18 protein-coding genes are annotated in these 11,904 nt (G+C 36.3%); 8 read left to right on the top strand and 10 right to left on the bottom strand.

Annotation, left to right across the window (positions count from 1 at the left end; all coding sequences use genetic code 11):
• Positions 1–94 precede the first annotated feature (94 nt).
• Positions 95–742 (top strand): PAQR family membrane homeostasis protein TrhA, encoded by a 648-nt coding sequence (trhA, locus tag ACHUFV_RS14030; protein WP_394235149.1) that lies wholly within the window; start codon positions 95–97, stop codon positions 740–742.
• A gap of 79 nt (positions 743–821) precedes the next feature.
• Here the strand turns inward: trhA and ACHUFV_RS14035 are convergent, their stop codons facing one another.
• The gene (locus ACHUFV_RS14035; RefSeq protein WP_394235151.1) at positions 822–1,049 is read right to left on the bottom strand and encodes a DUF2187 family protein; all 228 of its coding nucleotides are present in this window, start codon (positions 1,047–1,049) and stop codon (positions 822–824) included.
• A gap of 396 nt (positions 1,050–1,445) precedes the next feature.
• Between ACHUFV_RS14035 and ACHUFV_RS14040 the strand changes: the two genes are divergently transcribed.
• Both ACHUFV_RS14040 and ystJ read left to right on the top strand, forming a co-directional pair.
• A complete protein-coding gene (locus tag ACHUFV_RS14040) occupies positions 1,446–1,619 on the top strand; it encodes a hypothetical protein (RefSeq protein WP_394235153.1) in 174 nt (57 codons plus the stop codon).
• Between the two features lie 84 nt (positions 1,620–1,703).
• Complete coding sequence (ystJ, locus tag ACHUFV_RS14045) at positions 1,704–2,951, top strand: NADP-dependent malic enzyme (protein WP_394235155.1); 1,248 nt, start codon at positions 1,704–1,706, stop codon at positions 2,949–2,951.
• Positions 2,952–3,018: 67 nt separating this feature from the next.
• Here the strand turns inward: ystJ and brnQ are convergent, their stop codons facing one another.
• Positions 3,019–4,362: a branched-chain amino acid transport system II carrier protein gene (gene brnQ / locus ACHUFV_RS14050; RefSeq protein ID WP_394235157.1), complete on the bottom strand. Its 1,344-nt coding sequence runs from the start codon at positions 4,360–4,362 to the stop codon at positions 3,019–3,021.
• 380 nt (positions 4,363–4,742) lie between these two features.
• On the opposite strand from brnQ, the gene ACHUFV_RS14055 reads away from it, so the two are divergent.
• Positions 4,743–5,411, top strand: a complete 669-nt coding sequence (locus tag ACHUFV_RS14055; protein ID WP_394235158.1) for a GntR family transcriptional regulator — start codon at positions 4,743–4,745, stop codon at positions 5,409–5,411.
• A 37-nt stretch (positions 5,412–5,448) separates the two neighbouring features.
• Here ACHUFV_RS14055 and ACHUFV_RS14060 read toward each other — a convergent pair whose 3' ends face one another.
• The 7 genes from ACHUFV_RS14060 to ACHUFV_RS14090 form a co-directional block, all read right to left on the bottom strand.
• The gene (locus tag ACHUFV_RS14060) at positions 5,449–5,781 is read right to left on the bottom strand and encodes a YnfA family protein (RefSeq protein ID WP_394235160.1); all 333 of its coding nucleotides are present in this window, start codon (positions 5,779–5,781) and stop codon (positions 5,449–5,451) included.
• 16 nt (positions 5,782–5,797) lie between these two features.
• The gene (locus ACHUFV_RS14065; RefSeq protein ID WP_394235162.1) at positions 5,798–5,935 is read right to left on the bottom strand and encodes a DUF3934 family protein; all 138 of its coding nucleotides are present in this window, start codon (positions 5,933–5,935) and stop codon (positions 5,798–5,800) included.
• Positions 5,936–6,091: 156 nt separating this feature from the next.
• Positions 6,092–6,253 carry a hypothetical protein gene (locus ACHUFV_RS14070; protein WP_394235164.1) on the bottom strand — a complete coding sequence of 54 codons (162 nt, stop codon included), beginning with the start codon at positions 6,251–6,253 and terminating at the stop codon, positions 6,092–6,094.
• A gap of 72 nt (positions 6,254–6,325) precedes the next feature.
• Entirely contained in the window at positions 6,326–7,093 is a 768-nt protein-coding gene (locus tag ACHUFV_RS14075) for a YhfC family intramembrane metalloprotease (protein WP_394235166.1), read from the bottom strand.
• Positions 7,094–7,389: 296 nt separating this feature from the next.
• On the bottom strand, positions 7,390–8,526 hold the full coding sequence (locus ACHUFV_RS14080) for a zinc-dependent alcohol dehydrogenase (protein WP_394235168.1): 1,137 nt from the start codon (positions 8,524–8,526) through the stop codon (positions 7,390–7,392).
• 17 nt (positions 8,527–8,543) lie between these two features.
• Complete coding sequence (locus ACHUFV_RS14085) at positions 8,544–8,903, bottom strand: spore coat protein (protein WP_394235170.1); 360 nt, start codon at positions 8,901–8,903, stop codon at positions 8,544–8,546.
• A 15-nt stretch (positions 8,904–8,918) separates the two neighbouring features.
• Positions 8,919–9,128 carry a spore coat protein gene (locus ACHUFV_RS14090; RefSeq protein ID WP_394235172.1) on the bottom strand — a complete coding sequence of 70 codons (210 nt, stop codon included), beginning with the start codon at positions 9,126–9,128 and terminating at the stop codon, positions 8,919–8,921.
• A gap of 163 nt (positions 9,129–9,291) precedes the next feature.
• Between ACHUFV_RS14090 and ACHUFV_RS14095 the strand changes: the two genes are divergently transcribed.
• Together ACHUFV_RS14095 and ACHUFV_RS14100 are read left to right on the top strand one after the other, a co-directional pair.
• On the top strand, positions 9,292–9,495 hold the full coding sequence (locus ACHUFV_RS14095) for a hypothetical protein (RefSeq protein ID WP_394235174.1): 204 nt from the start codon (positions 9,292–9,294) through the stop codon (positions 9,493–9,495).
• Complete coding sequence (locus ACHUFV_RS14100; RefSeq protein ID WP_394235176.1) at positions 9,495–9,806, top strand: spore coat protein; 312 nt, start codon at positions 9,495–9,497, stop codon at positions 9,804–9,806. The genes ACHUFV_RS14095 and ACHUFV_RS14100 overlap by 1 nt, the downstream gene beginning before the upstream one ends.
• A gap of 9 nt (positions 9,807–9,815) precedes the next feature.
• Here the strand turns inward: ACHUFV_RS14100 and ACHUFV_RS14105 are convergent, their stop codons facing one another.
• On the bottom strand, positions 9,816–9,968 hold the full coding sequence (locus ACHUFV_RS14105) for a hypothetical protein (RefSeq protein WP_394235178.1): 153 nt from the start codon (positions 9,966–9,968) through the stop codon (positions 9,816–9,818).
• A 182-nt stretch (positions 9,969–10,150) separates the two neighbouring features.
• Between ACHUFV_RS14105 and ACHUFV_RS14110 the strand changes: the two genes are divergently transcribed.
• Both ACHUFV_RS14110 and ACHUFV_RS14115 read left to right on the top strand, forming a co-directional pair.
• Positions 10,151–10,846, top strand: a complete 696-nt coding sequence (locus ACHUFV_RS14110; protein WP_394235180.1) for a response regulator transcription factor — start codon at positions 10,151–10,153, stop codon at positions 10,844–10,846.
• Entirely contained in the window at positions 10,836–11,840 is a 1,005-nt protein-coding gene (locus tag ACHUFV_RS14115; RefSeq protein WP_394235182.1) for a sensor histidine kinase, read from the top strand. Before ACHUFV_RS14110 ends, ACHUFV_RS14115 begins: the two co-directional genes overlap by 11 nt.
• The last annotated feature ends 64 nt before the right edge of the window (positions 11,841–11,904 follow it).

An 11,904-nucleotide genomic window follows, 5' to 3' on the forward strand; every position in this document is an offset into this window, starting at 1 on the left:
AAATTCAAATCGAAGTAAACATTGACTACCTGATGTAATATGTATATTATTATAAGTAGTTATAAAAACCACTTGTTGTTATAGGAGGATTCAAATGAGAAATTATATTCGCGAACCGATAAATGGACTGACTCATTTAGCTGGGGCCTTTCTTGCTTTTATCGCACTACTTGCAATGGTCATCAAAGCATCACAAACAAATGGATCGCCAATTACAATTACAGCAGTAATTGTATTCGGAATCAGTATGATTCTTCTTTATTCAGCATCTGCCACCTACCACATGGTTATGGCCAAAGACAAGGTTATAGCCTTTTTAAGAAAATTAGATCACTCCATGATTTTCATTTTAATCGCTGGAACCTATGCTCCCTTTTGTTTAATCAGCCTAAAAGGATTGCTTGGCTGGGTGCTATTTTCCATTATTAGCGTTGTTGCGATATGTGGAGTCATATTTAAAATGGTTTGGTTTCATTGTCCAAGATGGTTGTCCACTGTGCTCTATATTGCCATGGGCTGGATGGTCATAGTCGTTATTTCGCCATTATCTCAAAGTATGAATCCAGTAGGACTTTATCTACTAGTTATGGGCGGGATACTATATACTATTGGCGGGATTATTTATGCGGTCAAACCGAAAATCCTCCAATTGAAACATGTAGGTTTCCATGAAATCTTCCATATGTTTATCTTATTTGGAAGCTGCGCACATTTCTTATCTGTATTTTTGTATGTCATTTGACAGTAATAAGAGCTATTTACAAATAAAAAAGCGTTTCTACTAAGATAGAAGCGCTTTTTCATTCATATGTATGACAATTCTATTTTGCCTTTTTGTAATTCTTATGATTCACTACTGTTTTAATAGGTTCATCTGTTTTTGAATTTGTTCCAATTTCTACAATAACGGAGTTTTCCCTGGATACGATGACTGTCCCCTTTTTCCCTTTCATAGGACCTTTTTTAATTTCAATTGTATCTCCTTCTATTGCTTTGTTAAGGACAGCCTCCTCACTCTGATCCTTAGTTACTTCTTTTTCATCTGCCATATTAACGACTCCTTTTTTTCCATTTTGAATTGCTAAGTTGGACTAACTTTACTTCTAACATTTTTTATTAGAATTCGAAAGATTATAGTCAAGTCCATTTTACATCATCTTCGTTTCAATATGTCTAATTTAGTATTGCCCTTTTTCGACAATAAAAAGCTTTTTTCAAGGGTTATTTTAAATAACCATGTCCAATTTGTATTTATCAAAGAGAATTTTTTTGAAAATTAATCAAAAAACAAGATATTTTTTATAGAAAAAGGCGATAAAAATAGATTTTTTTTGTAATCTTTTGACTTCTTTTGTAGAAAGTATTTAAAATTCATGTCAGGCTGTTATAATAGCGAGTGTTAACAGGTAAAAGCAAAAAAAGTAAAAGGGAGAATTGATCTTAAAATGGAAGAAGTTATGATGTGGGTAATCACCGCCTTTCAAAATGAAGAAACAAAGATTTATGAGTTCAAAACAGAAGCAGAAGCAAAAGAAGCATTGAAAAGTATTAAAGGCTACACCATTCTTACTGAGGTGATTTCCTTCTACAACCGCTCAGTTAAACTAGTTGCAGTTTAAGATCTTCTCAAAGAGTCACAGATTATATTAACTTTTTACTAACATTATTATTCTATTAATTATCCCAAAGGAGAGACCACTCAAATGTCAACGTTACGTGAAAAAGCATTAAAGTTACACAAAGAAAATAAAGGAAAGCTAGGTGTTCACTCAAAGGTTACAGTACGTAATGCGCATGATTTAAGCCTTGCTTATTCCCCAGGTGTAGCTGAACCATGCTTGGACATATTTGAAGACGACAGCAAAGCATATGAATACACAATGAAAGGAAATCTAGTTGCTGTTGTGACGAACGGAACAGCTGTACTAGGTCTTGGAAATATAGGTCCAAAGGCTGCCATGCCTGTAATGGAAGGAAAAGCATTATTATTCAAATCCTTTGCAGATGTTGATGCATTTCCAATTTGCCTTGATACAACGGATCCTGACAAGATTGTTGAAACTGTAAAATTAATGGAACCGACATTTGGCGGCGTAAACTTAGAAGATATTGCAGCGCCTCAATGCTTTGAAATTGAGGAAAGACTTAAAAAAGCATGCAATATTCCGGTTTTCCATGATGATCAACATGGTACAGCGATTGTCACTGCTGCGGGATTACTAAACGCTTTAAAACTTGTTGACAAGAAGCTAGAGGACATTCGTGTAGTAGCAAACGGTGCTGGTTCTGCTGGTGTTGCAATTGTTAAACTGTTACTGAACATGGGTGTAAAAGATGTTATTTTATGTGATACAAAAGGAATTATCTATGAAGGCCGTCCAGTCGGAATGAATCCTTTCAAAGAAGAACTAGCTAGTATCACAAATAAAGAGCAAAAACAAGGTACACTTGCAGATGCTCTTGTTGGGGCAGATGTATTTGTAGGCGTGTCAGCTCCAGGTGTTGTGACAAAAGAAATGGTACAAACGATGAATGAGAAATCAATCATTTTTGCAATGGCAAATCCAATTCCGGAAATCATGCCGGAAGATGCAAAGGAAGCGGGTGCCTTTGTTGTTGGAACTGGCCGTTCAGATTTCTCAAACCAAGTTAATAATGTTCTAGCTTTCCCAGGTATTTTCCGCGGTGCATTAGAAGTACACGCTAAGGAAATCAACGAGGAAATGAAAGTAGCTGCGGTTAATGCCATTGCGGGATTAATCACAGATGCAGAATTACATGCTGATTATGTAATTCCTGATCCATTCGATCCAAGAGTAGCTGCACATGTAGCTGAAGCAGTTGCAAATGCTGCAATGGAAACAGGAGTTGCCCAACGTCAAATAAATGCTGAGGAAATTAAGCAACAGCTCTTATCCTTATCTAAAGAAGCAGAAGCAAGCTTAATCTAATTCTTTCAATGCATGAAAAGGTCCACCAGATTTTATCTGGTGGACCTTTTCTGTTATCTTTGTCTAATTAGTTTTCTACCGGAGTAGACTTTAAATTTTCTTTAACTACTAAACTAGTCACATATCCAATTAAAGCACCCACGATTGCTGGAACAATCCAGCCTAAACCTTGACTGTACAATGGTAATACATTGGCAAATAAATCATTAATTGGAGCAAAGCTGATACCAGCTGCATTTAACCCATCAAATAATGCTACGATAAAGGTTAATCCCATACTCCATTGATATACTTCTTTTCTTCCTTTAAAGAAGTTGTGTAAGAATGTAAGAGCCATTAAACAAACAGCTAAAGGATAAATCGCTACTAATACAGGCACGGAGATGGCAATTAATTGACTTAAGCCAAAGTTAGCAAATACTGTACTAAAAACTGAGAAGATAACGGCAAATTTTGCGTAAGAAATGTTTGGAAACAACTTATTAAAATATGTTGCACAAGATGTGATTAAACCGATACTTGTTGTTAAACATGCACCAAATACAATTAAGCTTAGTAAAATCCCGCCGTATGATCCAAAGTAATGGTTAGCTGCACCTGCTAGAACAGCGCCGCCATTTTCTAATGACCCAAGTTTTTCTACACTAGAAGCACCGATAAACGTAAGTGAAGTGTAAATAATAGCAAGCAATCCTGCTGCAATAAGACCTGTCTTTGCAACGGCACTCATAATTTCTTTTCTAGTTGTTGCTCCTCGTTCCTTAACGGCATTAATAACAATAATACCAAAAACAAATGCTGCAAGTGCATCCATTGTTAAGTAACCTTCTTGGAAGCCTTTATAAAATGCATCTGTTACATAATTTTCAGTAGGTGCTTGGAAAACGCCCATTGGCTTGATAAAAGCTGTAATAATAAGAATAGCAATAAATATTAATAATAGCGGTGTTAACACTTTGCCGACGATATCAACAATTTTTTGAGATTTTAATGAAAAATAAAGTGTAATCCCGAAAAAGATGATTGAAAAGATTAATAGTCCAATTGTAGTATATTCCTCTGCGATAAACGGCTTAACTCCCATTTCAAATGATACAGTTCCAGTTCTTGGAATCGCAAATAATGGTCCAATTGATAAATAAAGCACGACAGTAAAAGCAATGCCGAAAAATGGACTTACACGACTAGCTAATGATTGTAAATCACTTTTACCTGAATAACCTAACGCAATTACACCAAGTAATGGCAAGCCAACACCAGTAACAATAAAACCAAAGTTAGCTGACCATAAATTTGTTCCTGCTGATTGACCCAGCATCGCAGGGAAAATTAAGTTTCCTGCTCCAAAGAATAAAGCGAAAAGCATAAAGCCAACTGCAATTAAATAAGAAAATGACATTTTTTGTTTCATTTTTTCCCCTCCTAGAAGTGCTATCCCGATGCTAAAATGCATGTAATAGTAGCAGGATACTATTTTTATATATTTCCTACTGATTTAGCAAAAGTTAAAACAATGATACTAATATAAAAACTTACTTTAATTTAAATTTTCTGATAGCTTAGTTTAGAATAAGCTATTCCTTGCTGCCTCCTTTTTAGAAGTATGTAATATATCGGTACACTTAAGATACCACATGCAAAATACTTATGCAATATATTACTCTAAAATAATGTCGATTAATGCGATATATTGCATTTATATATTTTAATATATATAATAATAGTATTAAAGACTATGAAAAGAGTATTTTTAAAAAAACATATTTATATGAACAAAAGGTGGGTTATATCATGCCAATACCAACTAATTTCTCTACCCCAACACGTGTATCTGCGAAAGAGCGTGCATTTTCGCAGATTCAAGAATGGATTATTGACGGGACATTAAAGCCACAAGAGAAGCTACATGATGCTGATCTTGCACAAGCATTAGGGGTAAGCAGGACACCTATTAGAGAAGCTCTCCAATTATTAAATGTCCAAGGGTTCGTGGAAATGTTTCCTGGCGTTGGTACACAAGTAACCTCTGTTAAGAAAGAGGATATTGCAAAGATATTACCTCCATTAGGTGCGCTTCAGGCTCTAGCAGCAGAAATTGCAACTCCAATTATTAATGAACAGACAATTAAAACACTGCGTGAATTGAATTCAAGCTTTGCTCAGGCCATTCACCGTAACGATTTTTATTCAGCACTCAAATTTGATGACCAATATCATAATTTGATTATTGAAACTGCTCAAAACTCTTATATCTCGAATGCAGTGTCTACTCTTCAAGCACATGTCATGAGACTTTTTCATCATCAATCTGTGATACTAACTACACAATCAATTGAAGAGCACGAAGCAATAATCGAAGCCTTTGAAAAGAAGGACCCCGAAACAGCCTCTAAAATGGCACGAATCAACTGGACCCGTGCCATTGATGAGTTTTTTACAGAGAATAATCAGCCTAATTAATGAAGAAAGCCTGTAGACATTCTACAGGCTTTCTTCATTAATGCCTTGGGGCAAATAATATAACCGACGCTCCTATAATACATATACCTGCACCTAACCAATCATATAAATCAGGTGTTTTCTTATCAATCCCCCAGCCCCAAAGCACTGAAATAATAATAAATATTCCTCCATATGCAGCATATACTCTGCCAAAGGATGGAAAAGATTGAAAGGCAGCTATCACACCGTATAGTGCCAGCACTAAACCCCCAACGATACCCCAATAAATGGGTCTGCCCTCTCTAATACATAACCAAATTAAATAACCCCCGCCGATTTCAGCAAGACCTGCAAGAATAAATAAAATAAGTGCATTAATCAAATTCATCACTTCCTACCAGTGACTATTTCTCTCGACTTTTAGTGCCTTTGCTTTTATATGGTTTTGCACTCTTTGCTTTATTAGCACCAGCCTGCCAACGAGTCCAGCCCTTTTTCCCTGTTCCTCTACCGGTTCCGCCTTTTCCCTTTGCGCTACTCATAGTATCAGCCCTTTTCCTTGTATAATACGAGATTCATTATGTTCTTCTAACTAATATTATTGTAATAAAAAACAATTATATCGATAATTCGTCTGTAGTTAAACAATTTTTTCTCTTAGCATAAGAAAAAACGCCGCAAATGGGCGTCTATTCATGTTATTGATTGCTCTTGTTTGTCATATTAGTAATACTTTCATCATTTGAACCAACAGCATTTGATCCATAGCCTTGCACATTTTCTGCATGTTCCTTGTGGTATTGGGAACCCGCACCTTGTTGATTAGTTTGAGATTTCATATTTGACGGTTCTTTTGACAAATCATTCACCTCCATAACATCTATTATGGTTCGTCTTATTCATAAAAATATACATAGGGAAAATGCAGTTAGCTATTGTAAGCCTTTTTTAATCCTTTTTATATAGAACAGCGATAAAATCCCAATAACAGCGAAATAAATTTCAAGCACCCATAAACTTGTGAAATGGCCTGTTTGGACAAACACAAATGGAAAATCAATAACTGCATGGATTAGAATTGCGTATATTAAATAGGATAGTTTCTTTTTAACGACTGCCAGTAATACCGTTAAACTTAAAGCAATCTGTAATAATACGGCAAAAAATCTTTCAGATGCACCCAATAAATAAAAACCTGCATGTTGACTTACTATTGTTTCTTTGATCATGGAAATTTGGTCACTTGGAAGCTGAGCTGCCATAACGGTTTCAAACGTACCTGAATTAATCATGAAAGCGAAAATGATATTGGGTACTGTCATCATTAGAGCTAAAAGTACCGCTTCAATTCCTCCCCATCCAATACCAAAGGATAACCCGCCTTTATAATCTAAGTACTTCTTAAGAAGCCATGTAAACAGGACAAACCTTCCAACCTCTTCAAATATTCCTGCAGCCATTCCTCCATATATACCAAAAAATACTGGATGATCTGCATAATTTGGAAATTGAGTAACGACCACTAGATGCAATACTTTTTCTAATATCTGTGTAAACACGATAAAGCCAATACTGCCAATAATCATCGGCTTTATAGAGATACCCGTTTTCCTTTTATTAAACAGTATAAATCCTACAAATAATAAAATTGAATAAAGTACAAATCCAACCATTGATGCGATAGTAAGATTGCTAATCATATTCATTCCTCCCCTATATGATTCAGTTTTAAGGCTTATTGTTATCATTATCGATAATGATAACAATAAGCCTTAAAAAAATATATACTTATTTCTATTCGTATATATTGAAAATATCTAAGATTGTTTGATATTCTGTCAAACTAATTTTTATTACCATTCTCAATAATGATAATAAATTAATTCGATATAAATGTCAATAGACTTTTCATTATTTAGAATTCTCAAAAGAAATTGGGACATAATCTTTAACTAGATCAAGTCCCAATTTTGTCCCCTGTTTCATATGAAGCGCTTTAAGGTTTTAAGACAACTTTAATACAGTCCTCTGTTTTCGTATCAAACACCTCATAACCATGCTTCGCTTGATCTAAGGGAATTACATGCGTAATAATGTCTCCCATATTGACCTTTTCCTCATTAGCCAATTGATATAAATACGGCATATACGGGATAACCGGCGCTTGGCCTGTTTTTACAGTAATATTTCTCTGAAAAATATCTCCTAAAGGAAAGGCGTTATACCGGCCGCCGTATACACCGGTAACTTGAATCGTTCCGCCTTTTCGTACTGCCTGGCTGGCCATGACCAGGGCACCCATTGAACCTCCATGCAGTTTTAATCCGGATGCTAAAAACTCAAGCGGTGTGAACTTTCCATCCATACCCACTGCATCAATCACAACATCTGCTCCGCCTTTAGTGATTTCTTTTATATACTCTCCTGTATTATCATGCTGTTCAAAATTTATGATTTCTACATTATTTGTTCGTTTCGCATGTTGAAGGCGATAATCAATATAATCCACTGCAATGACTCTTTTCGCTCCCTTTAACCAAGCAAACTTTTGTGCCATTAGACCAATAGGTCCGCATCCTAAAATAACCACCGTATCACCCTCTTTAACCCCGGCATTGTCAACACTCCAATAGGAGGTTCCCGCAACGTCCGCAAGAAGCACTAATTTCTCATCTTCAACTTTACAATCATCCGGTATTTTAAAGGGAGTAAAATTCCCAAAGGGTACTCGTAAATATTCAGCTTGTCCTCCAGCTAGTCCCCCTGTTAGTTCAGAATAGCCAAAGAATCCTCCCATTTCACCATGGGGATTGGCATTATCACACTGACTTGTCAGGTCATGACTACAGTACCAGCAGTGCCCGCAAGCAGGTTGAAATGGAATGATAACCCGATCTCCTTTTTTGACTTTTGTTACTTCTGGTCCCACTTCCTCTACAATACCCATCGGTTCATGACCAATGACAAAGTCCGTGGGAGTACTAGGGATCATTCCATGTATCAAATGCAGGTCGGACCCGCATATGGCAGATGTTGTAATCTTGACGATAATATCGTCCCGATTTTCTATGGTAGGATCTTTCACTTCTCTTACTTCAACATTTTTAATTCCCTGGTATGTAACAGCCTTCATGGAACTAGATCCCTCCCTTATTTATTTGGTGTCGCGAACATTCCCTGGCGATCCGTATCAATTGGAAATAAGTTCAATTGTGCTATTTGTACTGCTGTTTCAGCAGACTTAAGGTCAACCTTAAATTGCTCATCAAAGTTATGAGGATTCAGCCAGCCATTTTTGATCATAAGCTGAGAAATTTCACCATGTAAATCAATTGCCGCTTCCATTTGTTTGGACAGAAGATTTCTGAGCTCAGGGCTAGCAGTTTCAGTGAGGGCAAACCCATAGTTGCGGATACCATTTTTGACTGATAAAAGAAAGTCCATCGCAAATGCAGAATCAGCTAAATTCGGCATTCCTTCTGCATTTCTCGGATCTAAATAATCTTGCATTCTTCCACCTCCACATTAATGTAGAATTTCATTTTGCTTATAGTAACTAACCAGCTCATTGATATCTTTTACTGATTGCTGTACATCCTTTTCCATTAACGCTTTCAATTCATTGTTAAAGCACATCCCCTGCATTAATTTTGATTTAAGCAGACAAACCGTCTTGAAATTAAGTATTTCATGTGCCTCAAGCGTTTCATGCAGTGCAAGCGTATCCTTATCCATAAACAACACCTCCCATTTTGGATTAGATAAATGTATTTTCCCCTAAACTTCCTTCCTTATTATTAGTTTAGAGAAATCGACTCTGCTATCGGAGGAACAAATGAATAATGTAGCGGCGACATAGAAAATATAAGAATGCGAAATATTAAAATGGAGTGAGAAAATGACAAAATATCTAGGTTTACATGAAACATTGGATGTCCACGAAATACTGACTTTTAAAAATCTATGTCTAACCAAAGCAGTTACAATGAGTAAGCTTGCACAGGATGAAAAACTTAAAGCGATTCTTGAAAGTGATGTTACAACAGGAACACAGCATATCCAGCAGCTGCAACAGTTTTTAACCAACCGGGAGGCACAATAATGAACCAGCTTATACAAAATATAATGGGAATGGGCGGATTGACGGATCAGGTTATTGCAACTGATTTCTTGATGTCAGCAAAATCAGGAGTAAGAAATTATTCCGTCGCTATCACTGAAGCTGCTACGCCAGAGCTTCGTGACGCGTTAAGAGAGCAATTACGTGCTGCTATTGAAACACATGGAAAAATCTCCGACTATATGATTGCGAAGGGCTATTATCATCCACATAATTTAAGTGAACAGCTGCAGGGAGATTTAACCGTCTCTAATACGGCGCTGAATCTTGCAGAAAAAATAAAGCAGGAGTGAACATTTTGTTCACTCCTTTTCGTTATCATCTTTATCATTCTCATTAAAGTAAGGATTATCTGTTGTTGCAAATTGAACGAATTGAAGACTCATTTCTTTTTCCAACCCATAAAGATCCTTTTCCTCTTTGTTATCCTTTATATAAGATTGTTTTTGCTCCATTTTTTCTCCTTTCCATTCTCCCGTCGTCATTTTTTAGTGTCCCACTTTATTCAATCTTTATGAAAGGCTCTATATCTTCGTAATAGCGCACATTTTGTTTTTGCTTTACAATCGAAGTAAATCAGGATTTTCATGGCCAGTTTTTAGATCCTGACAACTATGTGTATGGTGTGGTGAAAAATGTGTTTAAGCTATTATTGATTGAGGATGATACAACACTATTTCAAGAAATAAAGGATCGTTTAACTGGATGGTCCTATGATGTATATGGGATTTCTGACTTCAGTCAAGTCATGCAGGAATTTACAATGATTAAACCCGATTTAGTCATTATTGATATTCAATTACCCAAATTTGATGGGTTTCATTGGTGCCGAATGATTCGTGCTCATTCAAACGTGCCGATTCTATTTTTATCCTCTCGTGATCATCCGACCGATATGGTAATGTCCATGCAGCTCGGGGCAGACGACTTTATTCAAAAGCCATTTCATTTTGATGTACTGATCGCCAAGATACAGGCCATCCTCCGCCGTGTCTATAATTACAATACCGAACCCATTGCGCTTAAAACATGGTGTGGGGCAACTGTTGATTATGAAAAAAATACCGTTGCAAATGAGAACGGTGCAGTTGAATTAACCAAAAATGAAATTTACATCTTGAAGTTGCTCGTTGAACAAAAAAATAAAATTGTCAGCCGGGAAGAATTAATTAAGAGCTTATGGGATGATGAGCGTTTTGTCAGTGATAATACCTTAACCGTCAATATCAATCGCTTAAGAAAAAAATTGGACAGCATTCAGTTAGGACAATTTATCGAAACAAAGGTCGGACAAGGATACATCGCAAAGGACTCTGATACATATGATTCCTAACTATATCCTGGAAAGACTGAGCTGGATTTTACTATTTATTTCTCTGCAGGCTTTCATACTATTCGTTAGTTATCTGGATTCAACCATCCCAGTGAAACCGATTCTTTATATTGTCTTTTTATCGCTGATTATTTTTATCATCTTTCTCTTTATCCGTTATCAAAAGGAAACTAAATTTTATAAAAGCGTTAAGGAATGGGATAATTATTTAGATTTAAACGGTTTATCTTCCGCAGAAACCCCCTTTGAAGCTATTGTGGAACAAAAGCTGACTGAGCAGATTGACATGCTGAAAAAGGATATGGCAAAAAACAGAGTGACAATGGAGCAGGAGAAGGATGAACTATTAGCATGGATACATGAGGTGAAAACCCCGCTGACAGCCATGAATTTAATGATTGATCGGATTCCTGATGAAGGTGTAAAATCCCAATTAACCTATGAATGGCTGCGAATACATTTACTCCTTGACCAGCAGCTCCATCAAAAGCGTATTCCTTTCATGGAGAACGATCTCTATATCGAAATGACAGATCTTCAAGCATTAATTTTCACGGAGATTAAAACATTACGATCTTGGTGTATTCAAAAAGGAATTGGCTTTGATGTTGAGTTAGAAATATCAGAAGTCTTAACGGATGCAAAATGGCTCTCTTTTATCATTCGCCAGCTGTTAACAAATGCTGTAAAATACAGTGAAGCGTCCGATATTAACGTAAAAAGCTATCTACAAAATGGCCAATTAAAGCTAGAGGTCCAGGATTTTGGCCGTGGAATCGATGCAAAGGATCTTCCGCGCATATTTGACAAAGGCTTTACATCCACAACGGAACATCAAGACAATGGAGCAACCGGCATGGGTCTTTATCTAGTAAAAAAAGCAGCTCTGAATTTGTCTATACATATAGAAGCTGTCTCCACACCTAATGTAGGAACAACCTTTACCTTAACCTTTCCGAAAAAGAATGAGTTTGTACAAATAATAGGCATGTGACAAAAATGTCACATGCTTTTATCGTTTGTTCGTTAAATGAAAGGAAAAAGATTGCTGCAATTTT

This window comes from Niallia oryzisoli, from assembly GCF_043641075.1.
GTDB classification, from domain to species: Bacteria; Bacillota; Bacilli; order Bacillales; family Cytobacillaceae; genus Bacillus_BD; species Bacillus_BD oryzisoli_A.

Coding starts and splice junctions, on each gene's coding strand:
- ACHUFV_RS14035 (WP_394235151.1), bottom strand. CDS start 1,049: ATGGCAGATGAAAAAGAAGTAACTAAGGATCAGAGTGAGGAGGCTGTC.
- ACHUFV_RS14055 (WP_394235158.1), top strand. CDS start 4,743: ATGCCAATACCAACTAATTTCTCTACCCCAACACGTGTATCTGCGAAA.
- ACHUFV_RS14105 (WP_394235178.1), bottom strand. CDS start 9,968: ATGGAGCAAAAACAATCTTATATAAAGGATAACAAAGAGGAAAAGGAT.
- ACHUFV_RS14075 (WP_394235166.1), bottom strand. CDS start 7,093: ATGATTAGCAATCTTACTATCGCATCAATGGTTGGATTTGTACTTTAT.
- brnQ (WP_394235157.1), bottom strand. CDS start 4,362: ATGAAACAAAAAATGTCATTTTCTTATTTAATTGCAGTTGGCTTTATG.
- ACHUFV_RS14115 (WP_394235182.1), top strand. CDS start 10,836: ATGATTCCTAACTATATCCTGGAAAGACTGAGCTGGATTTTACTATTT.
- ACHUFV_RS14065 (WP_394235162.1), bottom strand. CDS start 5,935: ATGAGTAGCGCAAAGGGAAAAGGCGGAACCGGTAGAGGAACAGGGAAA.
- ACHUFV_RS14040 (WP_394235153.1), top strand. CDS start 1,446: ATGGAAGAAGTTATGATGTGGGTAATCACCGCCTTTCAAAATGAAGAA.
- ACHUFV_RS14100 (WP_394235176.1), top strand. CDS start 9,495: ATGAACCAGCTTATACAAAATATAATGGGAATGGGCGGATTGACGGAT.
- ystJ (WP_394235155.1), top strand. CDS start 1,704: ATGTCAACGTTACGTGAAAAAGCATTAAAGTTACACAAAGAAAATAAA.
- ACHUFV_RS14085 (WP_394235170.1), bottom strand. CDS start 8,903: ATGCAAGATTATTTAGATCCGAGAAATGCAGAAGGAATGCCGAATTTA.
- trhA (WP_394235149.1), top strand. CDS start 95: ATGAGAAATTATATTCGCGAACCGATAAATGGACTGACTCATTTAGCT.
- ACHUFV_RS14060 (WP_394235160.1), bottom strand. CDS start 5,781: ATGAATTTGATTAATGCACTTATTTTATTTATTCTTGCAGGTCTTGCT.
- ACHUFV_RS14080 (WP_394235168.1), bottom strand. CDS start 8,526: ATGAAGGCTGTTACATACCAGGGAATTAAAAATGTTGAAGTAAGAGAA.
- ACHUFV_RS14090 (WP_394235172.1), bottom strand. CDS start 9,128: ATGGATAAGGATACGCTTGCACTGCATGAAACGCTTGAGGCACATGAA.
- ACHUFV_RS14095 (WP_394235174.1), top strand. CDS start 9,292: ATGACAAAATATCTAGGTTTACATGAAACATTGGATGTCCACGAAATA.